Consider the following 24,044-nt stretch of genomic DNA (forward strand, 5'->3'; position numbering starts at 1 on the left):
GTGTCGAGGACCCATTCCGCCCGGCGCGCAAGGCGCATCCCGCGTTGAGTGTCGATGATCTCGTGGCGGCGCAGGCTGCCTTGGGGGCGCGCAGATCACGGTACTGCCGGGGTTGCGGCGGTTCTATGTCGATGACCCCTTTGGCAACCGGATCGAAATCGTGCAGCCCTTGGCCTGACTGGTCAGCGTTCCTGCAGGTAGGCGGCCGAGACGTGGCCATTGATGCCGCCCAGTGTCACGGCGCACCAGCGGGTGTTGCCCATCGGCTGGCAGGACTCCACGTTCACGATCGTCCCGTTGGGCAGGCCAAGCACCGTGACAAAGCCCGTGCCCGGTCCGGCGCGCATTTTCAACATGTCGTCGTCTTCGACGCCGACGACCTCGAACTGGCCCAGACCGGGTAGCAGGTTGACGTCGCCGTCGCGCCCGCAACCGGTCAGGGCCATTGCCGCCGCGGCGGCGCAAAGTGTGATGCGCATCGTGTTCTCCTGTTTTCGGACTTGGCGCAGGGTCAAAGTGTCCGGGCCAATGTGTCCAGTTGTGTGGTGGCAGCCCCCCAGCCGTCATGAAACCCCATGTCCGCGTGCGCCTGTGCGGCCGCGGCTGTGGCGTGGGTGCAGGTGGCGGTGTAGGTGCAGCCGCCCGGGGCGGGGGCAATCAGGATTTCGGCGGTGAATGCGAAATCGGTCGCATCCTGGGCCAGCAGGTTAGGCTGGAAATCCGGCCCCAGCGCATTGGTCCAGACCAGGCGCTGGCCGGGCTCTGCGACTAGGATGCAACCGTGTGCGGCCGCCATTTCGCCGTGATCCGGAATGACCATGACAGTGCGAAACCTACCGCCTGGCCGGGGGTCGATTTCGGCATGGGTGACCTGAACCGGTTGCGGGGCGAACCACTGACAGATCAGGTCCGGTTCGGTCCAGCAGCGCCAGACCTGTGCGGGCGTCGCAGACAGGCTGCGGGTGAATGACAGGGCATGCGCTGCGGTCATGTTCGGAAACCCTTATGAATTTTCCAGATCATCGGTGTCGTCCAGCATCAGGGCCATCTGGCCCTGTTCGCCCAGCCGCCGTTCCCAGATTGTCCGTTGCCAGGCCAGCCAGCCCTGCGCCTCCATCAGGGGATCGGTGTTCAGGTGGCAGGTGCGCACGCGCCCTTTCTTGACCGAACGGACAAGGCCTGCGGCCTCGAGCTTGCCCAGATGTTTCATGAAGGTGGGCAGCGCGATGGGGTGAGGTGCCGCCAGTGCCGTGACCGTCTTTGGCCCGCCCGCCAGCTGTTCGAGGACCGCGCGGCGGGTGGGATCGGCAAGGGCCGAGAAAAAGGCGTTCAATGGCAGGGTCATACCCCACCAGATTGCATCGGCGGGATGCCACGTCAACGTCGCTTGTGGGCTTTCGCGCGGTGGCCCGCCGCCGTAACCTGCCGTCATGAGCAAGACACCCCGATTCATTCATCTGCGCGTCCACACCGAATATTCGTTGCTGGAAGGTGCCGTGCCGGTCAAGAAACTGGCGGGCATGGTCGAGGCGGCGGGCATGCCCGCGGTCGCCATGACCGACACCAACAACATGTTCGCGGCCCTCGAATTCAGCGAATACGCGGCCAAGGCCGGTGTGCAGCCCATCGTCGGCTGCCAGATCAGCCTGGGCTATACCACGCCCGAACCGGGCAAGCGGCCGGATGCGCCCGCCCCGATCGTGCTGCTGGCGCAGTCCGAGGCGGGCTACATGAACCTGATGAAGCTGAATTCGGCGCTGTATCTATCCGGCGACGGGCTGGCACCGCAGATCACCGTCGACGATCTGAGCCACCATCACGCGGGCCTGATCTGCCTGACCGGCGGGCCTGACGGACCCATCGGCCGGTTATTGCGGCAGGGCCAGCGCGCCAAGGCGGAGGCACTGACAGATACGCTGCATGCGCTGTTTGGCGACCGGCTTTATGTCGAATTGCAGCGCCACCCTGACGGCGGCGGTCTGCCCGAAGCGGAACGCCTGTCCGAGCGTGGTCATATCGAGATCGCCTATGCCAAGGGGTTGCCGCTGGTCGCCACCAACGATGTGTATTTCCCGAAATCCGACCTGTACGAGGCGCATGACGCGCTGCTGTGCATCGCAGACGGGGCCTATGTCGATCAGCAAGAGGACCGCAGGCGGCTGACGCCGCAGCATTATTTCAAATCGGAACGGGAAATGGCGACGCTGTTCGCCGATCTGCCAGAGGCGCTGGACAACACCATCGAGATCGCAAAGCGGTGTGCGTTCAAGGTCTACAAACGCGACCCGATCCTGCCGAAATTCGCCGATGACGAGGTGGCGGAATTGCGGCGTCAGGCCCAGGAAGGCCTGCGTGCCCGTCTGGCCATCATTCCGCATGCGGCCCCTGTCGAGGACTACGAAAAGCGGCTGGAATTCGAGCTGGGCATCATCGAGGGCATGGGGTTCCCCGGCTATTTCCTGATCGTGGCGGATTTCATCAAATGGGCCAAGGATCAGGATATTCCCGTGGGTCCGGGCCGCGGGTCCGGTGCGGGGTCGCTGGTGGCCTATGCGCTGCTGATCACCGACCTTGATCCGCTGCGCTACAGCCTGCTGTTCGAACGGTTCCTGAACCCCGAACGGGTCTCTATGCCCGATTTCGACATCGATTTCTGCATGGACCGCCGCGAAGAAGTGATCCGCTACGTGCAGGACAAATACGGGCGCGACAAGGTGGGGCAGATCATCACCTTTGGTGCGCTGCTGTCCAAGGCGGCCGTGCGCGACGTGGGCCGCGTGTTGCAGATGCCATACGGTCAGGTGGACCGTCTGTCCAAGATGATCCCTGTCGAAGGCGTCAAGCCGGTCAGCATCGAAAAGGCGCTGGCGGACGAGCCGCGCCTGCGCGAAGAGGCCAAGAACGAAGAGGTCGTGGACCGGCTGCTGACCTATGCCCAACAGGTCGAAGGGCTGTTGCGCAACGCATCCACCCATGCTGCCGGTGTCGTGATCGGGGATCGCCCGCTGGACGAGCTGGTGCCGCTGTATCAGGACCCCCGGTCCGACATGCCCGCGACGCAGTTCAACATGAAATGGGTCGAACAGGCCGGGTTGGTCAAATTCGACTTTCTGGGTCTGAAAACCCTGACGGTCATCCAGAACGCCGTCGATCTGATCCTGAAATCGGGTCGTCCGCTGCACGTCGATGCAGAGGGCAACACGCTGTATCAGCCGCCAGCGGGTGCGGAAAACGACATCGGCACCATTCCGCTGGACGATCCGAAATCCTACGCGCTCTATGCGGCGGCCAAAACCGTCGCGGTGTTTCAGGTGGAATCCAGCGGCATGATGGATGCGCTCAAACGGATGAAGCCGACCTGCATCGAGGATATCGTTGCCCTCGTGGCGCTGTATCGTCCCGGTCCGATGGAAAACATCCCCACCTATTGCGAGGTGAAGAACGGCCAGAAAAAGCTGGAATCGATCCACCCCAGCATCGACTACATCCTCGAGGAAACCCAAGGCATCATCGTCTATCAGGAACAGGTGATGCAGATCGCGCAGGTCATGGCGGGCTATTCGCTTGGCGGCGCCGACCTGCTGCGCCGCGCCATGGGCAAGAAGATCGCCGAGGAGATGGCCAAGGAGCGTCCCAAGTTCGAATCGGGTGCTGTCGCCAACGGCGTGGACAAGAAAAAGGCCCGCGAGGTTTTTGACCTTCTGGAAAAATTTGCCAACTACGGTTTCAACAAATCCCACGCCGCCGCCTACGCCGTCGTCAGTTATCAGACCGCATGGCTCAAGGCGAACCACCCGGTCGAATTCATGGCCGGCGTGATGAACTGCGATATTCACCTGACGGACAAACTCGGTGTCTATTTCCAGGAGGTGAAAAAGGGGCTTGGCATCGGTTATACCCCGCCTTGTGTGAACCGGTCGCAGGCGATGTTCGATGTCCACGAGGGCAAGCTGGTCTATGCGCTGGGCGCGTTGAAAAACGTGGGCGTCGAGGCGATGAAGCTGATCGTGGCCGCCCGTGCGGATGGGGAATTCGTCACGCTGTTCGATTTTGCCCGCCGGGTCGATCTGAAACGGGTCGGCAAGCGCCCGATGGAAATGCTGGCGCGGGCCGGGGCATTCGATGTGCTGGACTCGAACCGCAGGCGCGTGATGGCGTCACTGGATGCGTTGGTGGGCTATTCGGCGGCGATCCACGATCAGAAGAATTCCAATCAGGTCAGTCTGTTCGGTGACGCCGGAGAGGATCTGCCCGAACCGCGTCTGGCGGGTGGCGACGACTGGTTGCCTGCCGAACGGCTGGCAGAGGAATTCAAGGCCATCGGGTTCTATCTGTCCGGTCACCCGCTGGACGATTACATGGGCGCGCTGAAACGCAAACAGGTGCTGACGCTGGACGAGGTGACGGCCAAGGCCGAACGCGGCGCTTGCATCGTGAAAATGGCGGGCACCGTGTCGGGGCGTCAGGAACGCAAATCGGCACGCGGGAACCGGTTTGCCTTTGTTCAGCTGTCTGACCCCACGGGCCAGTATGAAGTCACGATGTTCAGCGACACGCTGGAGGTTGCGCGCGAACATCTGGAAACCGGCAATCAGGTCGTGATCCAATGCGAGGCGACGATGGAATCCGACCAGCTCAAACTGCTGGGCAGGTCGGTCAGCCCGATCGACACGGCGGTGGTCGATGCGGTCAGTGGCGGTTTGCGCGTGTTCCTCGATGGTCCAGAGGCCATCCCGTCCGTTGCCTCGATCTTGGCCAATGCCACAAAGGACCGGGTCAAGGGCGCACGCGGTCCGGTGTTTTTCTGCCTGATGGGGGACGGCCTGCCCGGCGAGGTCGAGGTCGATCTGGGACAGGATTTTCCGGTCAATCCGCAGATCAGGGGGGCCTTGCGGTCGCTGAGCGGCGTGATCGAGGTGGAAGATGCGTAACCGTGGGTGATTGGCCTGCGGCATTATCGAGGTGAGGACGGTCGACATGATGAAGAGAATTATAGCAGCACTTGGGTGCTATGCATTGGTCGGCTGTGCGGGCGCGGGTCTGGGCACAGGCACGCCTTTGGTCACGTCGGACGTGGACGCTTTGCAGGTGGGGCCGGGGGCCGCGCTGCCCTTTGGCGAAATCGCCACCACATGTGGCATCGCCACGGCGGATATGGGCATGCCGGTTGTCGCGGCCTCTGGCTATACGGTCTACGACACCGCGCCGACCAGCACTGCAGTGCGCACGCATTACATCGACGGGTTCAGCGACGGTTGCGCCAGACAGTTCACGGCCGCCCTCGTGCTGACCGGCGATGTCAGCACCCACGAAGGTGTGCGCTATGCCCGGACGCCTGCGCAGCAGCGTTATTCCGAAACCGACACGGCCTATGAGGCGATCAAACGTGCATTCTGCGGGGTCGGCACGGGCGCGCCTTGCGGCAGCAGGATCGACGCGCTGTCACGTCGGACCGTGTTCGTGACCGCCTATCCGCAGTTTTCGGGCAGCAAGTCATGGAAGGAATTTCTGCTGCACGAGGGCACGGTCGCGGCCAGCGGCACCGAAACGCCCTGATCGCCGTCCTACCAGTGCGGCGGACGTTCGTCGCCCAGCGGCACGGTGCCGCTGCTTTCGGCCTCGCGGGTTGCCTCGCGCTGCATCAGCATTTCGATCCGGCGCAGGGCGATGGTCAGATCCTTGTCCTGACGTGCGACCACGTCTGACAGGTCCTCGACCAACCGGGTCAGGTGGGCGATCTGTATTTCGAGGTCAGTGTTATCCATGCGCCAGAGTTAGGTCATTGCGCCCGCCATGCCAAGCCATTGCCCCGCAGGCCCGTGCGGGGTATGTCGCGCGCGACTGACAGACCCACAGGTGATCCGATGGCAAAGCCGAAAAAGACCCCGCGCCCCAAGGCCGTGACGCCCAAGGGCTTTCGCGACTACTTTGGGGCAGAGGTCACGCATCGCAACGAGATGCTCGCCAGGATCGCAGAGGTCTATCACCGCTACGGCTTTGACCCGCTGGAAACATCCGGGGTCGAAACGGTCGAGGCGCTGGGCAAGTTCCTGCCCGACGTGGACCGCCCGAACGAGGGTGTGTTCGCATGGGAAGAGGACAGCGACTGGCTGGCGCTGCGCTATGACTTGACAGCACCGCTGGCGCGGGTTGCGGCGCAGTACCGCGACACACTGCCGTCGCCCTATCGCCGCTATGCGATGGGACCGGTCTGGCGCAACGAAAAGCCCGGACCGGGGCGGTTCCGTCAGTTTTATCAATGCGATGCGGATACCGTGGGCGCGCCGTCGGTCGCAGCGGATGCCGAAATCTGCGCGATGCTGTCGGATACGCTGGAGGCCGTCGGCATCCCGCGCGGCGACTATGTGATCCGGGTCAACAACCGCAAGGTCCTGAACGGTGTGCTGGAGGTCGCGGGCCTGTCAGGCGACGACAAGGACGCCGAACGCGGGATCGTCCTGCGCGCGATTGATAAGCTGGACCGTCTGGGCGTCGAAGGCGTGCGTGCCCTGCTGGGTGAAGGGCGCAAGGATGAAAGCGGGGATTTCACCAAGGGTGCTGGGCTGGATGATACGTCTGCCGAGGTGATCGTCGGTTTCATGGACGCAAAACGTGATGACGGTGCGACCACGGTTGCGCGCTTGCGCGAATTGGTCGGTGACAGCCAGATCGGGGTTGCCGGTTGCGATGAGCTGGAGCTGATCGCAGACCTTCTCGCGGCCCAAGGCTACGGCCCTGACCGCATCGTCATCGACCCCTCCGTCGTCCGCGGCCTTGGTTATTACACCGGCCCGGTGTTCGAGGCGGAACTGACATTTGAGGTGACCGACGAAAAGGGGCGTCCGCGCAACTTTGGCTCTGTCGCAGGGGGCGGGCGCTATGACGATCTGGTCAAACGCTTTACCGGGCAAGAGGTGCCCGCGACGGGTGTCTCTATCGGCGTCGATCGCCTGCTGGCCGCATTGCACGCCAAGGGGCGGCTGGACACCAAGGCCAGCGGTCCGGTCATCGTCACGGTGATGGATAAGGCGCGCATGGCCGATTACCAGAACATGGTCGCAGAACTGCGGCAGGCGGGTATCCGGGCAGAGGTCTACCTGGGCAACCCCAAGAATTTCGGCAACCAGCTGAAATACGCGGATAAACGCGACAGCCCCATCGCGGTGATCGCAGGCGGCGACGAATTCGACCGTGACGTCGTGCAGATCAAGGACCTGATCCTGGGGGCCGAGATCGCCAAGGACGCCACCGCCGAGGAATGGAAGGACCGCCCCCAGCAGGTCGAGGTGCCGCGCACCGAGATGCTGGCACGGATCCGTCAGATGCTGGAAGACCAGTCGTGAACGGCCGCGCGATACAGGCTGAAACCGACCGCCTGTCCGCCTGCTTTGCCAAGGCTGGCGCGCAGACGGTCTATACGGATGTGCTGCAACCGGCGGATACGCTGCTGGACCTCTATGGCGAGGATATTCGCGGGCGGTCCTATCTGACGTCCGACCCGGCCTTGGGCGAAATGGTGCTGCGGCCCGATTTCACGGTGCCGGTGGTGCAGATGCACATGCAGTCCCACGCCAATCCGGCGCGCTATACCTACGCGGGCCGCGTGTTTCGCAAGCAGGACGTGAACCCCGGCCGCGCGACCGAATTCGTGCAGGTCGGGTTCGAGATCATGGGCGGTGACGATCCTGCCGCCGCCGAGGCCGAGGTTTTCGCCACGATCCGTGCGGCCCTTGGAGATTTGCCGCTGCGGGCGGCGACCGGCGATATCGGCGTGCTGATGGCGGCCGTGCGTGGGTTGCGGACCACGCAGGCGCGCAAGGATGCGTTGATGCGTCACATCTGGCGGCCCCGGCGGTTTCGCGCGCTGCTGGACCGGTTCGGCGGGCGCACGCCGCCGCCTGCGTCGCGGACCGCGCTGCTGGCCTTGGCCGATCCGCTGGACGGCGCACCCGCACTTGCAGGTGTCCGCACCCGTGCTGAAATCGCGGCAAGGATCGCATCCCTGCGCGAAGACGCGGCTGCGGCCCCCATCTCGGCCAGTGAAATCGCACTGCTGGATGTGATCCTCGATCTGCGCGCGACCGCGCCGCAGGCGCTGGGTCGTCTGCGCGATATCGCCATCGACATGCCCGCGATCGAACCGGCGGTGACCCGGATGCATGCGCGGCTGAACGCGCTGCATCTGCGCGGGATCGATGTGGACGCGCTGGAATTCGAAGGCAGCTATGGCCGCACCTCGTTGGAATATTACGATGGTTTCGTGTTCGGGTTTTACGCGGCAGAGGGGCACCAGCCCCCGGTCGCCACGGGCGGGCGCTATGACGCGCTGACCGCCCGGCTGGGTGATACCGATGTGCCTGCGGTCGGCGGCGTGATCCGCCCCGATCTGGTGCTGGCCGTCAGGGGACAGATGTGATGCTGAAACTGGGTGTGCCGTCCAAGGGGCGGCTGATGGAAAAGACGTTTCAGTGGTTCGGCAAACGGGGCGTGACACTGCGCAAATCCGGGTCTGACCGTGAATATGCCGGGGCCGTTGACGGGATCGACGGTGTCGATCTTGTGCTGCTGTCCGCCGGTGAAATTCCGCGCGAACTGGCCGCTGGACGCATCCAGCTGGGCGTCACCGGGTCCGATCTGGTCCGGGAAAAGCTCGCCAACTGGGAAAGCACCGTGCGCCAGGTGACCCCGATGGGGTTCGGTGGTGCCGATCTGATCATCGCCGTGCCGACAGGCTGGGTCGATGTCGATACGGTGGACGACCTTGATGCGGTTGCCGCTGCGTTCCGTGCAACGCACGGGCACCGCCTGCGCATCGCGACCAAGTATCATCGCCTTGTGCGGGAATTCCTCGCCCGCGAAGGCGTCGCGGATTATGCGCTGGTCGACAGTCAGGGTGCGACCGAAGGCACGATCAAGAACGAAACCGCCGAAGCCATCGCCGACATCACCTCGACCGGGGAAACCCTGCGGGCCAATGGTCTGAAGATCCTCAGCGACGGCATGATCCACGCCAGTCAGGCGACGTTGTTCCGGTCGTCGCGGTCCGGGTGGACCATGGCGCAGCGCGACACCTTCCGCGCGCTTGAACATACGCTGGGGCTCTAGGTGCCAGTTCAACACGGTTGTTTGACCGGCAGGTCATAGCGCCAGCCAAGCAGACAGGTCACAGTCGCCTGATACCTCTTGGGATGGTGTCATGGCAGCTTTGCGCGTTTTGTCTCTTTCGTTGATATGTGCGGGCCTGGTCGCTTGTGGCGGCACCGGTGGCGCTGGGCTGAAAGATGCGCCCGTCAATCCACGATTTGCCGATGCCGATCCGCATCCCGCCATCGGCACACAGCCTGCGTTTTACCCGGTGCACGGTCTGGACGTGTCGCGCTATCAGACGGCCATCGACTGGCGTGCCGCGCGGGCGGCGGGCATCCGTTTCGTCTATATCAAGGCGACCGAGGGCGGTGATCTGGTCGATCCGATGTTCGCGGCCCACCGCAACGGGGCCAAGGTGGCGGGCGTGCGCTACGGGGCCTATCATTTCTACTATTTTTGCCGGTCGCCGCAGGAACAGGCGGCATGGTTCATCGCGAATGTGCCGCGTGACCGGGACGCGCTGCCGCATGTGTTGGATCTGGAATGGAATCACGGGTCGCGGACCTGTCGGCGCAGGCCCGACGGAGCTACCGTCCGGGCCGAGGCGCAAGTCTTTATGGATATCATCGAACGCCACTACGGTCGGCGTCCACTGGTTTACACCGCACCTGATATCTACCGCGACGCGGGGCTGGGGGCATTGCCCCGCACCCAGTTCTGGTTGCGCTCGGTGGCCGCGCACCCTGCCACCACCTATCCGGGCGAGGGCTGGTCGTTCTGGCAGTACACATCCACCGGGATCGTGCCGGGGGTGGCACGTCCGGTGGATATCAATGCCTTTGCCGGGTCATTGGCGGATTGGAACCGCTGGATCGAGTGAGCCTCAGCCCGCTGCCTGAATGCGGTCGCGCAGGAAACGGCGCAGGATCTTGCCCGACGCGCTCTTGGGGATTTCCGTGACACGGTCGATGCGGTGCACCTGCTTGTAGGACGACAGGTTTGCGGCCAGATGCGCGCGGATCGCGTCATCGTCAGGGGCATTGTCGCCGCCGACCACAAAGGCCATCGGCAATTCGCCCGCCTCTGGATCGGGGATGCCGATGACGGCCACATCGGTGATCCCGTCCAGCGCGATGATCGCGGCCTCCAGCTCTGCCGGGGCGACCTGAAATCCCTTGTACTTGATCAGCTCCTTGAGCCGATCCACGACAAACATATGGCCGTCCGCGTCGATCCGGCTGATGTCGCCGGTGCGCAGCCAGCCATCCGCGACGATGGTGTCCGCCGTGGCCTTTGCGTTGTTCAGATAGCCCTGCATCACGTTGGGGCCCTTGATCCACAATTCGCCCTCGGCCCCCGGTGCGACGTCCTGCCCGGTTTCGGAATCCACGATGCGGCATTGCACGTTGGGGGCCGCGATGCCCGATGATCCGGGTTTTGCGTCATCAATCGGACACAGATGGCTGACCGGTGACAATTCGGTCATGCCGTAGCCCTGCAGGCTGACGCATTGCAGGCGCTGACCCACGGTATTGGACAGATCGGCCCCCAGCGGTGCCGCCCCGCAAAAGGTCTGCTGGACGCTGGACAGGTCGAAATCGGCAACCATCGGGTGTTTGGCCAGTGCCAGCGCCACGGGGGGCACGACCCACATGCGCCTTGCCTTGTGATCCTGCGAGATACGCAGAAACATTTCCAGATCGAACCGCGGCATGGTCACCAGCGCACCGCCACCGGCGAGGTGGACGTTCATCAATACGGTCATGCCGTAGATGTGGAAGAACGGCAGAAAACCGGCTGCGACCTCGCCCGGGCTGAAATCCGCGCCGTGGATGATCTGATCCACGTTCACGACCAGGTTGCGATGCGACAGCATCACGCCCTTGGGCAGGCCGGTTGTTCCCGACGAATAGGGCAGCACGACCGTATGCCGGTCCAGATCGACGGGCACCTGATCGGCCAGCGGGTCGCCTGTCAGATCGGTGATGGGGGGCAGTCCCACGGCATCACCGATGCTGTAGATTGCGGTCACGCCGGTGTCGACTGCGGCCTCCTTGGCCGTGTCCGCGAACATCGCGACCGTGACCAGCAGATCGGCGCGGCTGTCGTTCAGCTGATGGCGCACCTCTGCCGCAGTATAGGTCGGGTTGATCGTCGTGACGGTGCCACCGGCATAGGCCGCAGCATGAAACATGACGCAGTATTCGGGCATGTTCGGCGCCATCAGTGCCAGCGTCTTGCCGGGGCCGAAACCATGCGCGCGCAGACCACCCGCCAGCGCACGGATCTGGTCGATCACATCGCCCGCCGTCAGGGCGCGCCCGGTCGGTCCATCGGTCAGGACGACCTCTGACCTGCGGTTTTCCAGCCCGGCAAAGATCGCCTGTGTGATCGACACGTCCCGCAGCGGCACGTCATCGAATTTGTTCGGATAGATATGCATGGTGAACCTCCCAATTCGCGCAAATCGTCGCACGGCTCGGGGCGGCCTGTCACCTGTGCTGACGCAAGGTTATCTGACGCCGATATCGGCCAGCGCCTTGGAGAGTTCGGGGGGCAGCGGTTCTTCGGCCTGACGGCCCTCGGCCAGATCGGGCGGCGCATCGGCGGGGGACAGGTAGCGCCATCCCTGGAACGCCTTTTTCGGGGTAGCGGCAACGCGGATGACATCGGGTTCAAGCACCAGCCCGCAACGGCGCACGCCGTCCTGGCCGATGATTTCGCGCAAGTCCATGATCGGCTGGCGGCACAGGATCACGCCCTTGATGACCCAATAGATCGACCCACCGTTCAGCAGTTCCGTTTCGCGCTTGGGCCACATGCGGGTCACGTGGTAATATCGTCCGTCCCGGACCTGTTGGGACCGCAGGCGTTGCCAATCAAGCATGTTCTCGATGGATTCAGTGCCGACCGACAGCTTTACCAGATTTACGTGGTTGCCCAATGTGTCACCCCAGATGTAGTATGCAGATCCGGTTTAACCGATTCTTTACCTGACGAACAGGTAGGGTCGGTGACCGGTGTTTCAATTGACCACGCCCGCCGCGGGACCTATTCCTGCACACCTTCACCACACCTCAAAGGATTCGTCATGACCCGTTTCACAGCCCCGATTGCAGAGCAGATCTGGGACATGAAGTATCGTTTCAAGGCAGCAGACGGCACCCCCATCGACGAAACCGTCGAGGATACATGGGCCCGTATCGCGGGCGCGCTGGCCGTTGTGGAAAAAGAGCCAAAGGTCTGGGAGGACCGGTTTTACAACGCGTTGGCGGATTTCAAATATCTGCCCGCAGGACGCATCACCGCCGGTGCGGGAACCGCGCGCGCGGTGACGTTGTTCAACTGTTTCGTCATGGGCACCGTGCCCGACAGCATGGGCGGCATTTTCGACATGCTAAAAGAGGCCGCACTGACCATGCAGCAGGGTGGTGGGATCGGCTATGATTTCTCGACCATCCGGCCCAAGGGGGCGACCGTGCACGGTGTGGCCGCCGACGCATCCGGGCCGTTGTCGTTCATGGACGTCTGGGACGCCATGTGCCGGACGATCATGTCCGCCGGGTCGCGGCGTGGCGCGATGATGGCCACGATGCGCTGCGACCACCCCGACGTCGAGGATTTCATCACCGCGAAACACGACGCCGCACGCCTGCGGATGTTCAACATGTCCGTGCTGATTACCGATCCCTTCATGGATGCGGTCAAGGCCGACACCGACTGGGATCTGGTGTTCAAAGGCGAGGTCTACCGCACCGTCAAGGCGCGCGACCTTTGGAACGCGATCATGAAATCCACCTACGAGGTGGCGGAACCGGGTGTCATTTTCATCGACCGCATCAATGCGGCCAACAACCTGAACTATTGCGAAACCATTGCCGCGACGAACCCCTGCGGTGAACAGCCGTTGCCGCCCTACGGCGCTTGCCTGCTGGGGTCGATCAACATGGCGCGCATGGTCTCTGATCCCTTTGGCGATGCGGCAGCACTCGACGAGGCGGCACTGACCGATCTGGTCGCGACCGCCGTGCGGATGATGGACAACGTCGTGGATGCCAGCCAATTCCCGCTGGAGGCACAGCGCCAGGAGGCGCAGGCGAAACGCCGCATCGGTCTGGGTGTGACGGGTCTGGCCGATGCGCTGCTGATGGTCGGCCTGCGCTATGGCTCTGAGGAGGCGGCGCGTCAGACCGACCGCTGGATGCACGCGATCGCCCGCGCCGCCTATCTGGCGTCGGTGGAATTGGCCAAGGAAAAAGGCGCGTTCCCGCTGTTCGACGCCGATGCCTTTCTTGCGTCGGGGGCCATGCAGGACATGGACGACGATGTGCGCGATGCGATTCGCACCCACGGCATCCGCAACGCGCTCCTGACGTCCATCGCGCCCACAGGCACAATCAGCCTGTACGCGGGGAACGTCAGCTCGGGGATCGAACCGGTCTTCGCCTATGCCTACACCCGCAAGGTTCTGCAAAAGGACGGCACCAAGACCGAAGAAGAGGTCGTGGATTACGCCGTGCAGATGTGGCGCGAACTCAAGGGCGACGCCCCGCTGCCCGATTATTTCGTCAACGCACAGACGCTGGCCCCGCTGGACCACGTCCGTATGCAAGCCGCCGCACAAAAGTGGATCGACAGCTCGATTTCCAAGACGATCAATTGCCCCGAGGACATCAGCTTTGATGATTTCAAGGACGTCTATATGGCGGCCTGGGATCAGGGCTGCAAAGGTTGCACCACCTACCGCCCCAACGCGGTCACGGGTTCGGTGCTGAGCGTGTCAGAGGACAAGCCGGTGCAGGTTCAGACCGACGGCGAAACCGCCGAGGTCGTCTACATGACCGAACCGCTGGACCGCCCGACAGAGCTGGAAGGCGCGACCTACAAGCTGAAATGGCCCGACAGCGAGCACGCGATTTACATCACGGTAAATGATCTGGTGATCGCAGGTCACCGCCGCCCGTTCGAGGTGTTCATCAACTCCAAGAACATGGAACATTTTGCCTGGACGGTTGCGCTGACGCGCATGATCTCTGCCGTGTTCCGCCGTGGCGGCGACGTGACTTTCGTGGTCGAAGAGCTGAAGGCCGTGTTCGATCCGCGTGGCGGCGCCTGGGTCAAAGGCAAGTACGTCCCCAGCATTCTCGCCGCCATCGGCGGTGTGATCGAGCGTCACATGATCGCGACCGGATTTCTGACGGGCGAAGGCCAAGGTCTGAAAAGCGACCCGCAGGCCGATGTGATCAACCTGTCCGACGCCCCCCGCGGCAAGGCCTGTTCCAGCTGCGGCAGCTACGAGCTGCGCATGGTGGAGGGTTGCATGACCTGCGCCAGCTGCGGGTTTTCAAAGTGCGGCTAGCCGTGGACCGGTGATGTGAATGTAAATGGCGGCTTTTCTCTGCCATTTCGCATTAATCGGCTGCCACTTTGCTGGTCTAATTTTGCCAGCCGTTGAAAACGCTGAAGAATTTTTGGAAGATGAAACGCCACCCTGAGGGGTGGCGTTTTTCGTTGCAGTATCCGCAAAAAAAGTCGCTTTTAGACGATTTCGTTCTTTCTTCCATCCTGCAAAGCTGTATCTTTCATGGAGGATAGGATGATATTTTGACAGAGCCGACCACCAAACTGGCCAACCTCAACCTGAAGATCACCGAAGATGAGCGGTGGGCTTTTAAGGAACTCTGCGTGCGTCATCGCATGAGCCAGGTTGACGGCTTTCGTATGGCGGCGGCGCTTTTGAGAAATCATCTCGAAAATCAGGATGACGCTTCAGGGCTGGGTCCAAAAGATGAATCTGGAGATCAGGCATGAGCCGCGAGACCATCAACACACACGCCTCCTTCATTGAGGCTATCGCCAATCTTCTGCGTGGTGATTTCAAGCAGTCCGAATATGGCAAGATCATCCTGCCCTTCACGATCTTGCGGCGTCTTGATCTCCTGTTGGAATCCACAAAGCAGGACGTTCTCGATGCGGCGGCAGACCTGCCGGATGAAATGGACGACCAGATGCGGATGACCATTCTCACGGATGCAGCACAGGCCGGCGGGCAGATCTACAACCAGAGCCAGTTCACGTTTGCCAGTCTGCGTCAGCAGGACGCGGCACAGCTGCGCACGAACCTTGTGGACTACCTGACCGGCTTCAGCCCCAACGTGCGCGACATCTTCATTGAGAAGTTCAAGTTCACCGAGATTCTGAAAGACCTCGACGACAAGGGATCTCTTTGGCTGGTCTTCGACCGCTTCGCTCAGCTGTCGATCCACCCCGACGAGGTGTCCAACCTCGAAATGGGCTACCTTTTCGAGGAGCTGATCCGCCGTTTCTCGGAAATGTCGAACGAGACGGCTGGTGAGCACTTCACCCCGCGGGAAGTCGTGCGCCTGCTAGTCGATCTGCTGTTGGCAAATGACGACGATGCCTTGTCAGGCAAGCAGATCATCAGGCGCGTCTATGACCCGGCCTGCGGAACGGGCGGCATGCTGTCAGTGGCGGAAGAGGCCATGAAAGAGCTCAACCCCGGCCTGAATGTCGATCTGTTCGGCCAGGAGCTGAACGGCGAGTCCTACGCGATCTGCAAGTCGGACATGCTGGTGAAGGGCCACGATGCATCGCGTATCGCCTACGGCAACACGCTGACGCAAGACGCTCATCCGAACGAGACATTCCACTACATGCTGTCGAACCCGCCCTACGGGGTCGACTGGAAGAAATATGCCGACGTCATCCGCCAAGAGCGCGAAGAACAAGGCGACGAGGGGCGGTTTGCCGGCGGGCTACCTCGGATTTCGGACGGTCAGTTCCTCTTTCTGCAGCACATGATCTCAAAAATGCGCCACGACGAGAATGGCTCTCGCATCGGAATCGTCATGAATGGCTCGCCGCTTTTCACTGGCGGTGCCGGGTCGGGCGAGAGCGAAATTCGCCGCTGGCTGATGGAAGACGATTTGGTGGAGGCGATCATCGCGCTGCCAACGGACATCTTTTATAACACCGGCATCCAGACCTACATCTGGATCCTCACGAACCGGAAAGTTGCGGCGCGCCGTGGCAAGGTGCAGCTGATTGACGCCAGCAGCGCGCGGTTCTGGCAATCCATGCGCAAGTCGCTGGGATCGAAGCGGCGGCAGATCAGCGATGATGCCCGGGCGGAGATTGTGCGGATCTACGGCGAGTATCTGAACGGCGATGCCGGTTACGGCGACGTGTCGAAGATCTTCAAGACAACCGATTTTGGGTATCGCGAGATCCGGGTGGAGCGACCCAAGCGAGTCATTTTTCGTGGGAGTTCGGATCAGCGCAAAGCACTGGAAGCTTCCAAAGTATTCCAGAAATACGATCTTGAGCAGCAAAATCGCATTACCGATACGCTCTACGACAAATGCAATGATGTGGAGTTCTCCAGCCGGGAGCAGTTCGCGCAACATATTCGGCTTTGTCTGGAAGCAGATGGCAGGGACTTTGACGCTAAACTTGTCGCTTTGATCGTTTCAAGTGCCGAGGTTCCAAGTGAAGAGGGCGAAGTTCAGCGTGATGCGCGAGGCAGGATTGTAGCGGACCCCAAGCTGCGCGACCACGAACTTGTGCCGCTGGATGAGGATTGGGAGGCATATGTCGAACGTGAGGTCATGCCTTTCGTGCCAGATGCTTGGGTGGACGTTTCGCACATAGATCCGCGCGACGGTGAAGTCGGTCGCGTGGGGTATGAGATCAACTTCAACCGGTATTTCTACCAGTATGTGCCGCCGCGGCCGCTGGCTGAGATCGATGCGGAGCTTAAGACGCTGGAGGCGGAGATTGCCGGGCTGCTGAAAGAGGTGGTGGCGTGATGCGTCTAAAGCATTATCTACAAATGACTTATGGCGATGCCTTGAGCGTTGATGTAAGGGAAGAAGGAGTGGTGCCCGTTTATGGTTCAAACGGCATTGTGGGCAATCATTCGAAGGCAAATACGCTCGGACCAGCGATCATCGTTGGCCGAAAGGGCTCGCATGGAAAAGTTGTTTGGGCAAGCAGGCCAAGTTTCTGCATAGACACTGCATATTATGTGGATGAAAGAACCTGCAAAGGGGATTTGCGTTTCTCATATTTCCTTCTGCTTTCTCTCGAGCTGGATCGGAACACACGGGACACTGGGGTGCCCGGACTGGAACGGACCGAAGCTCTCAACAGAGTCGTGCGTATTCCTGACCTCCCTACCCAAAAACGGATCGCCGCCTTCCTCGACCGCGAAACAGCACGAATTGATGAGCTGATCGCGAAGAAGGCTACATTCGGAGACTTAATCTTGGCCCGAGAAGAGGCCTCTTTCCTCGCGGCAGTGACAGGACGCTCGCATTCGGGTCCCAAGGTGTGGTCTGGCGTGGATTGGATCGGCGACATTCCTGAAGGATGGCTTGCGCCGAAGTTCACGATGGTCGCCCGTCAGGAGACCGGCCACACGCCAAGTAGAAAAGAGCCAGATTACTGGGTGCCGGAAGACTGCGTCATTCCTTGGCTGTCACTTGCAGATGTGTGGCAATTGAGAAGTGGCGAGAATGTCTACCTCTATGACACTTCAGAGAAAATCAGTGAATTCGGTATGGCGAATTCCTCAGCGCGGCTGCTGCCAAAGAATACGGTTGTTTTGTCGAGAACTGCTTCAGTTGGCTTCGCGGCGATCATGGGGCAGCCTATGGCGACGACGCAGGATTTTGCAGGCTGGATCTGCGGGCCGACAATCCGGCCGAAATTCCTCTACTATGTGCTTCGCGCTATGAAGCCGGAATTCCGTCGCTTGATGATGGGATCCACCCATCAGACGATCTATATGCCTGACATTCGGGCGTTCCGCACGCCGCTGCCGTCTTTGAATGAGCAAGACCAGATCGTTAATGAACTGGATGCATCAATTGGCACCTATCGTATGGTTCATAGGAGTATCCAAACATCCATTGACCGCCTCCGCGAATACCGCGCCGCCCTGATCTCCGCCGCTGTCACTGGCCAGATCGACGTGCAGACATACGCCAAGTCCGGCACCGCCGATCGCCGCCTCGACGCCATTGAAGAGGAGATGGGTGCTTGACGACGTTCCTCCTCCAGATGAATGGCAAGCTTCATCCTGAAAGCGGGATTTCAAAACCGCGCGCCGGGGACTGGGACAACGACACGATCATAATGCCGTGGACCGGCCCAAGGCCTTCCTCCTACGCCGACAAGGCGCGCGGGCCCGATCCTGAAGCAGGTGACATGCTCTACATCTGGGCGCACGAACATCCAGACTGGGGAGATGGTCGGGGGTTAACTGCAACGGCGACGGTAAAATCGGTTCTGCCGCGCGGGGATGATCTGGCCATTTCACTCAACGACGTCTCTTTGCTGAAGAACCCTTTCGGATTTCGCCGCCTTGATGGACAGCAATCGAGGTCGGAGGTTCTCAAGCGGATCGACGATGATCGATCGCCACGCCTGTGGGTTGTTTCGGACGATGAACGTTCCATCCTTGATGCGCTCATTGCCGAGTTTGGCAGTGCGCCATCGGAAGAGCGTGCTTCGCAAGCAGATAGTCTTCTGAGCTCTGATCCTTGGGCTACGGCAATGCACGAAGGTTCTGACGCCATCAAAGCCGCCCTGGTATTGCGGCGGACAAGGCCAGATCAGGATCAGTTCAGGAGGATGGCCATCGCCAGGCACGGTGGGCGATGCGTCTTCACGAGAACGCCCGTCCTGCACGCACTTGAGGCAGCCCACGTTGTTCCTCATACGGGACATCCCCAATTTGAGCGCGCCGATAATAGCCTGCTGCTGCGCCGCGATGTTCATGCGCTGTTCGATCGATTCCTCCTGTCGATCCGACCAGTCGACGGGACGATCTGCGTCGCACCCGAACTTGCAGACGGTCCCTACGGTAAGCTTCGCGGTCGAGTAGTGGTGCATCAATTGCATCCCAGGCCGCTCGATTTCCATTTCAGGCAATTCCGTAAGCGCCTCGCTTGAAAAGAGAGTAACAAATATGACCAGTCCCGCCATCTCCCGCGAAAAGCTCCATACAGAAGAAGCCGTCGAGATCTACCTCGTCGACCAGCTGGTCACGCGCCAAGGCTGGCAGGAACGCCCCTACACGGCCTTCGACCGTCGGACTGCCCTCGACCCCCAGATGATCATGGCATTCGTGCAGAGCACGCAGCCACACGCGTGGAAGCGCCTCTGCGACCAGTATCCGGGCAAGGAGAGAGAAACCCTGACCCGCCAGGTCGAAGCCCGCCTGAAGGCCGTTGGCACGCTCGAGGTCCTCAAGCAGGGCATCACCATCGTGCCGGGCATCAAGATCGCGCTCTGCGCCTTCAAGCCAGCGTCCGGCCTGAACCCTGCGAGCCAGCGCGCCTATGAGGGTAATCTGCTGACGGTCATGCGCCAGGTGCGCTATGCGGTGAGCAACGAGAACGCCATTGACGTGGTGCTCTTCGTCAACGGGTTGCCTATCGCAACCCTCGAGCTGAAAAACACGCTGACAGGATCGACCTACCAGACGGCAGAAAAGCAGTATCGCAAGGACCGGTCGCCGAACGGAGAGCCGTTGCTGACCTTCAAGCGCGGCGCCTTGGTGCATTTCGCGCTCGATCAGGACAACGTCTCGATGACGACGCAGCTGAACAACGGCAAGACGCGGTTCTTGCCATTCAACCGCGGCCGTGACGGCGGTGCCGGCAACCCGGACGTCGAGGACGAATTCCGCATTGCCTACCTCTACCGGGACATCGGTGCGCGAAAGGCTGTCTTCTCGCGCGAGGTCTTTCTTGACATCCTGAACACGTTCGTCCTGGTCGATGAGGTCGAGCAGCCGGGTGGTCAGGTCAAGCGCACCACGATTTGGCCACGCTTCCAACAGCTCGATGCCGTGCGCATGCTGGTGCAGGATGCCAAAGCCAACGGCGCCGGCCAGAACTACCTGTTCCAGCACTCCGCCGGATCCGGGAAGTCAAACACAATCGCCTGGGCCGCCCATCATCTGGCCTCACTGCACGATGATGCGGACAACCATATATTCGATACGGTCATCATCGTGACCGACCGGGTGATCCTGGATCGCCAGTTGCAGCAGACGGTAAAGTCCTTCGCGCGCACAGCGGGCTACGTCGCCGCCATCGACGGCACGTCGCGGCAGCTCAAGGCCGCCATCGAACGTGGCGCGAAGATCATCATCTCCACCATCCACAAGTTCGCCACGGATCAGCTCTCCGTGCTGCGCAATGAGGATGGAAAGCGGTTCGCGATCATCGTCGACGAGGCGCACAGCTCCCAGTCTGGCAAGCACGCTGACAGTATGGCCCGTGTGCTGGCCGACGGTGGCATGACAGACGAGGAAGCCGAGATCGACGCCACGGAACAGGCCCTGCTGGAGCTGCAGCGTCTGCGTGGCCCGCAGGCCAACCTGTCCTATCTGGCGTTCACCGCGACACCGAAAAACGTGACCATGGAGCGGTTTGGCCGGACAGGGCCAGCTGGCCCTGAGCCGTTCCACCTCTATTCGATGCGTCAGGCGGTCGAGGAGGGGTTCATCCTCGACGTGCTGCGCAACTACCAGACCTATCAATCCTATGCGAAGCTGGAAAAAGCGATCGACGAAGATCCGCGGCTTCTGGAGCGCAAATCGTCCCGCAAAGTGGCCCGGTTCATCGATTTTCACGAGACGGCCATGATCCAGAAGGCCGAAGTGATTGTCGAGCATTTCCGCCGGCATGTTCTGCCTGAAATCTCAGGACAGGGTAAGGCCATGGTGGTGACCGGAAGCCGTGAGCATGCCATGCGCACGCACCAAGCCATCAGCACCTACATCGCAAATAACGGCTATACCGACGTGCGCGCCCTTGTGGCCTTCTCCGGTGAGCTGACCGTTGACGGCCAAAGCTATACGGAGCCGGGCATCAACGGCTTTGGCGAAACCGAACTTCCCAAAAGGTTCGACAGCGGGGACTACAATGTGCTCGTCGTGGCTGATAAATACCAGACCGGCTTCGATCAGCCCAAACTGGTGGCGATGTATATCGACCGCCGCCTGAGCGGTCTGCAGGCGGTGCAGACGCTGGCGCGCCTGAACCGGATCTATCCGAGCAAGGAGCGCACTTACATTCTGGATTTCCGCAATACGATCGAAGACATCCAGACGGCCTTCAAGCCCTACTACAATGTGACGACACTCGAGGACATCTCGGATCCGAACCAAGTCTACAATTTGGAAGCCCGCCTGAAAGCGTTCGGCGTTCTGGATCAGGCTGAAATTGACCGGTTCACGGAGCGGTTCATGGCGGCAGCCAAACGCGTCGATGAGCGCCCCGTTCTTGAAGGGATTGTGCGCCAGGCGGTGACGCGTTTCAGCACGAACCTTGGCGAGGAGGACCAAGAGGAATTCAGGCAGGTGCTGGCGTCGTTCCTGCGTTTCTACTCGTTCATCGCGCAGGTCGTGCGCTTGGGTGATACGAGCCTCGAAAAGCTGCATGTCTATGGATCGTGGCTGAAGCGCATCCTGCCGACGCGCCAGGCCCCGCAGGGGGAAGATGTGACCGACGACATGCTGGAGATGGCGGCCTACCGCCTACAGAAAGATGGCGATCCGCAGGATGCCAGTCTGTCGAAAGATGATGCTCAGTCGCTGAGCCCGATCGATCGGTTCGGGGCCAATCCCTATACCGAAGAGGAGTCCAAGACCCTCACGGAGATCATCCAGGCTTTCAATGCCCGTCACGGGACCGAGTTCTCGGAAGAAGACTACATCAGGTTCGAGACGGTGAACGACGACATCCTTGGCGATGACGACTGGGCCGAAATGCTGCGCAACAATGACCCGCGCGATGTGCGGCCGCGGTTTGACGCCGAGTTCATGCGGCGAGCGATCTCAGCATTCAAGCGCGACGGCGCGATGCGCAACGCGTTCATGCAGGATCAGGAGGCGCGGGATATGCTGATGGGGCTTATGTTCCAGCGGGCGGTGCGGGGTGCTGGGCGGGCGGCCTGAATGCGCAAACCATAGTTGTATTAGATCAGGATTAGAGGCCGACAGTCTGTCTCTTGAAACTCCATACGAATTGCTTTGGATTTTAAAGGATACGCAGTGCAGCCAAAACATATCTCAAATTTTTAGGCAAGATCGCGGATACTATCATGCGGAGCGTTTCAGTGCCGGTAGGTCGCTGTGGACCCCAGTTGAGCCTTTACACAGACTGACATAGTGAAAGCTCCACCGTTTACGGAGCAGTCCTGCCAGCCGTCGTTCCGTGCAGGACCGCGCGAGCCAGCCGCGCGGCATCCGGTCCCGCCCGATGCGGCGTATGGATCGTCTCGAGATGCGCAAAAACATCATTCAAACGCGCCATATCCCCCTGACAGAGAGCGCCAAGCACGCTGTCGAAGTCGACAAACGTGGTTGGGACAATGCCGACCGTCTCGGTCAGACGCGTTGCCCAGGCGTGATCGAACGCGGGCGCGTCACTGACAGCCAGCTTTCCGTGCAGTTGGTCCATTACTTGGAGCGCCACATCACTTGCCAAGGGTGCTTTGTTGAGCATGCTCCGGGAAATGCCATGGATATGGGCGGAATCGTCCGACCACGCATCCGGATCCCACCCGAGGTCAGGTCGGATTAGGGAAGACCAACTCTGGACCGTGCCATCCTCAATCCAGGCCAGCCCGACCTCAATTGGCCAAGAGCCCTCCGATAGACTGCAGGCCTCAAAATCGATGAAGATCAATCTGTTGGTTGGGATCGTCATGGATTTCACCTATTGAGGACGTTCTGCCCTGCTGACCAGATAGATGATTCACAGATGCTTTTCCTCAGCCAGCCAGTTGATCAAGCTGCTCAAGAAGACGCGAAAACCTGCGAAGCTGCTCGAAATCGCCGTCTTCTATCACATCGGGGTGAAAATGCATGATCTCGTTGCGAAGCTTGCGAACCTCATCCAGCTCCTTGCAGAAGGTTTTCCGGCAAGCGACGAACCCGAGCTGAGCCCAGTTTTCCTCCTTCTCAAAAATCCTCTGATACTCACCAAAGGTCAGCTGGGACGCTTTGGTGACTACTGCCTTGCGATCTGGATCATTGTCATCACAGGCCGCGCGCAGGGTATCGACGTCGAACACATCCTGAATAAGCCTCCGGATTTGGTTCTCGATCCTACCCAATAAAAGAAACGGCTCCGACAAACCTTGGAACTGCTCACTGAGGTCGGTAGCCGTCACGATCCCCGTGATTTTTCTGTCTGCGGCCGCTCGGACAAAGACATAGTCCCTCTGAATAATGGTTTTCGTGACCTCAAAAAGCGAGCCCGCGTCAGAGACCTCTATCGCTTGCTCCATGGCATCACTGACATTGGTCAACTCGTTGCGTTGGCTGAGCCTGCTTCCGATTGATTTCCAGCTGATTGCACCTTTCAGATCGCGCGGGCCGGTCATGACGGCCAGTTGCGAAAAGTCATAGGCCAGCATCAGCGTGACGGCCCGTTCGATCGGGTCCTGCGGATTGACCGAAATCACCGCACGGTTTGCAGCCTCGAGCATGCGCACGAGATGAGTCATGTCCGCGACATCTGCTGGTTTGGCAGCCTCCAAGGCCTCGGCGTCTGGCTGGGCAGCAACGATAGGATCGGCCTCAACTGCAAGTGCTTCCGCCTCTTGCTTTTTGAAGATCACCGGCGCATCGATCCATGTCGTCGTGAAATGAGGAACGGTCTGAAGTCCCGCGGCTTCAAGTTCTGCTTCGATGCGCTCGACTACTCCGCCACGTCTGCGGCGCGCGCCAAACCAGCGAAGCAACTCCCTTACACTGCGCGAAGGTTCTCGGCCCGCTGCGACGTCGGCTTTTACCTCTTCAAACTCGGCGGCAACGACTTCGTTTTCGGCGTTCAGTGCCTCCCCAACAATCACTTCATCTTGCATAGTTCGCATCTCCATCGCGGTAAATTTGCTGTTCACTCTCATACCGT

General features: G+C 60.8%; 20 protein-coding genes. 12 read left to right on the plus strand and 8 right to left on the minus strand.

Annotated elements, in window-relative coordinates; genetic code table 11:
- Positions 1-182: 182 nt before the first annotated feature.
- From AN189_RS06130 to AN189_RS06140, 3 genes are read right to left on the minus strand one after another with little or no spacing between them, the layout of a single operon-like run.
- Positions 183-479 (minus strand): hypothetical protein, encoded by a 297-nt coding sequence (locus AN189_RS06130; protein ID WP_056032669.1) that lies wholly within the window; start codon positions 477-479, stop codon positions 183-185.
- 32 nt (positions 480-511) lie between these two features.
- On the minus strand, positions 512-991 hold the full coding sequence (locus AN189_RS06135) for an SRPBCC domain-containing protein (RefSeq protein ID WP_056032672.1): 480 nt from the start codon (positions 989-991) through the stop codon (positions 512-514).
- A 12-nt stretch (positions 992-1,003) separates the two neighbouring features.
- Complete coding sequence (locus tag AN189_RS06140; RefSeq protein WP_056033241.1) at positions 1,004-1,345, minus strand: helix-turn-helix transcriptional regulator; 342 nt, start codon at positions 1,343-1,345, stop codon at positions 1,004-1,006.
- An 85-nt stretch (positions 1,346-1,430) separates the two neighbouring features.
- Here AN189_RS06140 and dnaE point away from each other — a divergent pair, with 85 nt between their 5' ends.
- Positions 1,431-4,931, plus strand: a complete 3,501-nt coding sequence (gene dnaE / locus AN189_RS06145) for a DNA polymerase III subunit alpha (protein WP_056032675.1) — start codon at positions 1,431-1,433, stop codon at positions 4,929-4,931.
- A gap of 46 nt (positions 4,932-4,977) precedes the next feature.
- Positions 4,978-5,556: a hypothetical protein gene (locus AN189_RS06150; RefSeq protein ID WP_157057393.1), complete on the plus strand. Its 579-nt coding sequence runs from the start codon at positions 4,978-4,980 to the stop codon at positions 5,554-5,556.
- A gap of 8 nt (positions 5,557-5,564) precedes the next feature.
- On the opposite strand, the gene AN189_RS06155 is transcribed toward AN189_RS06150, so the two are convergent.
- Positions 5,565-5,765, minus strand: coding sequence for a SlyX family protein (locus AN189_RS06155; protein ID WP_056032681.1), 201 nt, complete (start codon positions 5,763-5,765; stop codon positions 5,565-5,567).
- A gap of 99 nt (positions 5,766-5,864) precedes the next feature.
- Here AN189_RS06155 and hisS point away from each other — a divergent pair, with 99 nt between their 5' ends.
- The 4 genes from hisS (at position 5,865) to AN189_RS06175 (ending at position 9,967) form a co-directional block, all read left to right on the plus strand.
- Positions 5,865-7,343, plus strand: coding sequence for a histidine--tRNA ligase (hisS, locus tag AN189_RS06160; protein ID WP_056033244.1), 1,479 nt, complete (start codon positions 5,865-5,867; stop codon positions 7,341-7,343).
- Positions 7,340-8,416, plus strand: coding sequence for an ATP phosphoribosyltransferase regulatory subunit (locus AN189_RS06165; RefSeq protein WP_056032684.1), 1,077 nt, complete (start codon positions 7,340-7,342; stop codon positions 8,414-8,416). The genes hisS and AN189_RS06165 overlap by 4 nt, the downstream gene beginning before the upstream one ends.
- Positions 8,413-9,105 (plus strand): ATP phosphoribosyltransferase, encoded by a 693-nt coding sequence (gene hisG / locus AN189_RS06170; protein WP_056032687.1) that lies wholly within the window; start codon positions 8,413-8,415, stop codon positions 9,103-9,105. The genes AN189_RS06165 and hisG overlap by 4 nt, the downstream gene beginning before the upstream one ends.
- 91 nt (positions 9,106-9,196) lie before the next feature.
- Positions 9,197-9,967, plus strand: a complete 771-nt coding sequence (locus AN189_RS06175; protein WP_056032690.1) for a GH25 family lysozyme — start codon at positions 9,197-9,199, stop codon at positions 9,965-9,967.
- A 3-nt stretch (positions 9,968-9,970) separates the two neighbouring features.
- On the opposite strand, the gene AN189_RS06180 is transcribed toward AN189_RS06175, so the two are convergent.
- Complete coding sequence (locus tag AN189_RS06180; protein ID WP_056032693.1) at positions 9,971-11,530, minus strand: AMP-binding protein; 1,560 nt, start codon at positions 11,528-11,530, stop codon at positions 9,971-9,973.
- 69 nt (positions 11,531-11,599) lie between these two features.
- The gene (locus AN189_RS06185; RefSeq protein WP_056032696.1) at positions 11,600-12,031 is read right to left on the minus strand and encodes a DUF1489 family protein; all 432 of its coding nucleotides are present in this window, start codon (positions 12,029-12,031) and stop codon (positions 11,600-11,602) included.
- Between the two features lie 147 nt (positions 12,032-12,178).
- Between AN189_RS06185 and AN189_RS06190 the strand changes: the two genes are divergently transcribed.
- The 6 genes from AN189_RS06190 to AN189_RS06215 all read left to right on the plus strand — a co-directional run bounded on the left by AN189_RS06190 (position 12,179) and on the right by AN189_RS06215 (position 22,081).
- Complete coding sequence (locus tag AN189_RS06190; protein ID WP_056032698.1) at positions 12,179-14,446, plus strand: adenosylcobalamin-dependent ribonucleoside-diphosphate reductase; 2,268 nt, start codon at positions 12,179-12,181, stop codon at positions 14,444-14,446.
- Positions 14,447-14,691: 245 nt separating this feature from the next.
- Entirely contained in the window at positions 14,692-14,898 is a 207-nt protein-coding gene (locus AN189_RS18725; protein ID WP_083484269.1) for a hypothetical protein, read from the plus strand.
- Complete coding sequence (locus AN189_RS06200; protein WP_083484270.1) at positions 14,895-16,916, plus strand: class I SAM-dependent DNA methyltransferase; 2,022 nt, start codon at positions 14,895-14,897, stop codon at positions 16,914-16,916. Before AN189_RS18725 ends, AN189_RS06200 begins: the two co-directional genes overlap by 4 nt.
- Entirely contained in the window at positions 16,916-18,154 is a 1,239-nt protein-coding gene (locus AN189_RS06205; protein WP_083484271.1) for a restriction endonuclease subunit S, read from the plus strand. The genes AN189_RS06200 and AN189_RS06205 overlap by 1 nt, the downstream gene beginning before the upstream one ends.
- Positions 18,151-19,065, plus strand: coding sequence for an HNH endonuclease signature motif containing protein (locus tag AN189_RS18730; protein WP_083484272.1), 915 nt, complete (start codon positions 18,151-18,153; stop codon positions 19,063-19,065). The genes AN189_RS06205 and AN189_RS18730 overlap by 4 nt, the downstream gene beginning before the upstream one ends.
- A 16-nt stretch (positions 19,066-19,081) precedes the next feature.
- Entirely contained in the window at positions 19,082-22,081 is a 3,000-nt protein-coding gene (locus AN189_RS06215; protein WP_056032713.1) for a type I restriction endonuclease subunit R, read from the plus strand.
- Between the two features lie 229 nt (positions 22,082-22,310).
- Here AN189_RS06215 and AN189_RS06220 read toward each other — a convergent pair whose 3' ends face one another.
- Together AN189_RS06220 and AN189_RS06225 are read right to left on the minus strand one after the other, a co-directional pair.
- The gene (locus AN189_RS06220) at positions 22,311-22,835 is read right to left on the minus strand and encodes an exonuclease domain-containing protein (RefSeq protein WP_157057395.1); all 525 of its coding nucleotides are present in this window, start codon (positions 22,833-22,835) and stop codon (positions 22,311-22,313) included.
- A gap of 64 nt (positions 22,836-22,899) precedes the next feature.
- The gene (locus AN189_RS06225) at positions 22,900-24,033 is read right to left on the minus strand and encodes a CBS domain-containing protein (RefSeq protein WP_157057396.1); all 1,134 of its coding nucleotides are present in this window, start codon (positions 24,031-24,033) and stop codon (positions 22,900-22,902) included.
- Positions 24,034-24,044 lie beyond the last annotated feature (11 nt).

Source organism: Loktanella sp. 3ANDIMAR09, assembly GCF_001420005.1.
In the GTDB taxonomy this organism is placed as follows: Bacteria; Pseudomonadota; Alphaproteobacteria; order Rhodobacterales; family Rhodobacteraceae; genus Loktanella.

Coding starts and splice junctions, on each gene's coding strand:
- AN189_RS06155 (WP_056032681.1), bottom strand. CDS start 5,765: ATGGATAACACTGACCTCGAAATACAGATCGCCCACCTGACCCGGTTG.
- AN189_RS06135 (WP_056032672.1), bottom strand. CDS start 991: ATGACCGCAGCGCATGCCCTGTCATTCACCCGCAGCCTGTCTGCGACG.
- AN189_RS06130 (WP_056032669.1), bottom strand. CDS start 479: ATGCGCATCACACTTTGCGCCGCCGCGGCGGCAATGGCCCTGACCGGT.
- AN189_RS06180 (WP_056032693.1), bottom strand. CDS start 11,530: ATGCATATCTATCCGAACAAATTCGATGACGTGCCGCTGCGGGACGTG.
- dnaE (WP_056032675.1), top strand. CDS start 1,431: ATGAGCAAGACACCCCGATTCATTCATCTGCGCGTCCACACCGAATAT.
- AN189_RS06175 (WP_056032690.1), top strand. CDS start 9,197: ATGGCAGCTTTGCGCGTTTTGTCTCTTTCGTTGATATGTGCGGGCCTG.
- AN189_RS06140 (WP_056033241.1), bottom strand. CDS start 1,345: ATGACCCTGCCATTGAACGCCTTTTTCTCGGCCCTTGCCGATCCCACC.
- AN189_RS06220 (WP_157057395.1), bottom strand. CDS start 22,835: ATGACGATCCCAACCAACAGATTGATCTTCATCGATTTTGAGGCCTGC.
- hisS (WP_056033244.1), top strand. CDS start 5,865: ATGGCAAAGCCGAAAAAGACCCCGCGCCCCAAGGCCGTGACGCCCAAG.
- AN189_RS06200 (WP_083484270.1), top strand. CDS start 14,895: ATGAGCCGCGAGACCATCAACACACACGCCTCCTTCATTGAGGCTATC.
- AN189_RS06190 (WP_056032698.1), top strand. CDS start 12,179: ATGACCCGTTTCACAGCCCCGATTGCAGAGCAGATCTGGGACATGAAG.
- AN189_RS06150 (WP_157057393.1), top strand. CDS start 4,978: ATGATGAAGAGAATTATAGCAGCACTTGGGTGCTATGCATTGGTCGGC.
- AN189_RS06215 (WP_056032713.1), top strand. CDS start 19,082: ATGACCAGTCCCGCCATCTCCCGCGAAAAGCTCCATACAGAAGAAGCC.
- AN189_RS06205 (WP_083484271.1), top strand. CDS start 16,916: ATGCGTCTAAAGCATTATCTACAAATGACTTATGGCGATGCCTTGAGC.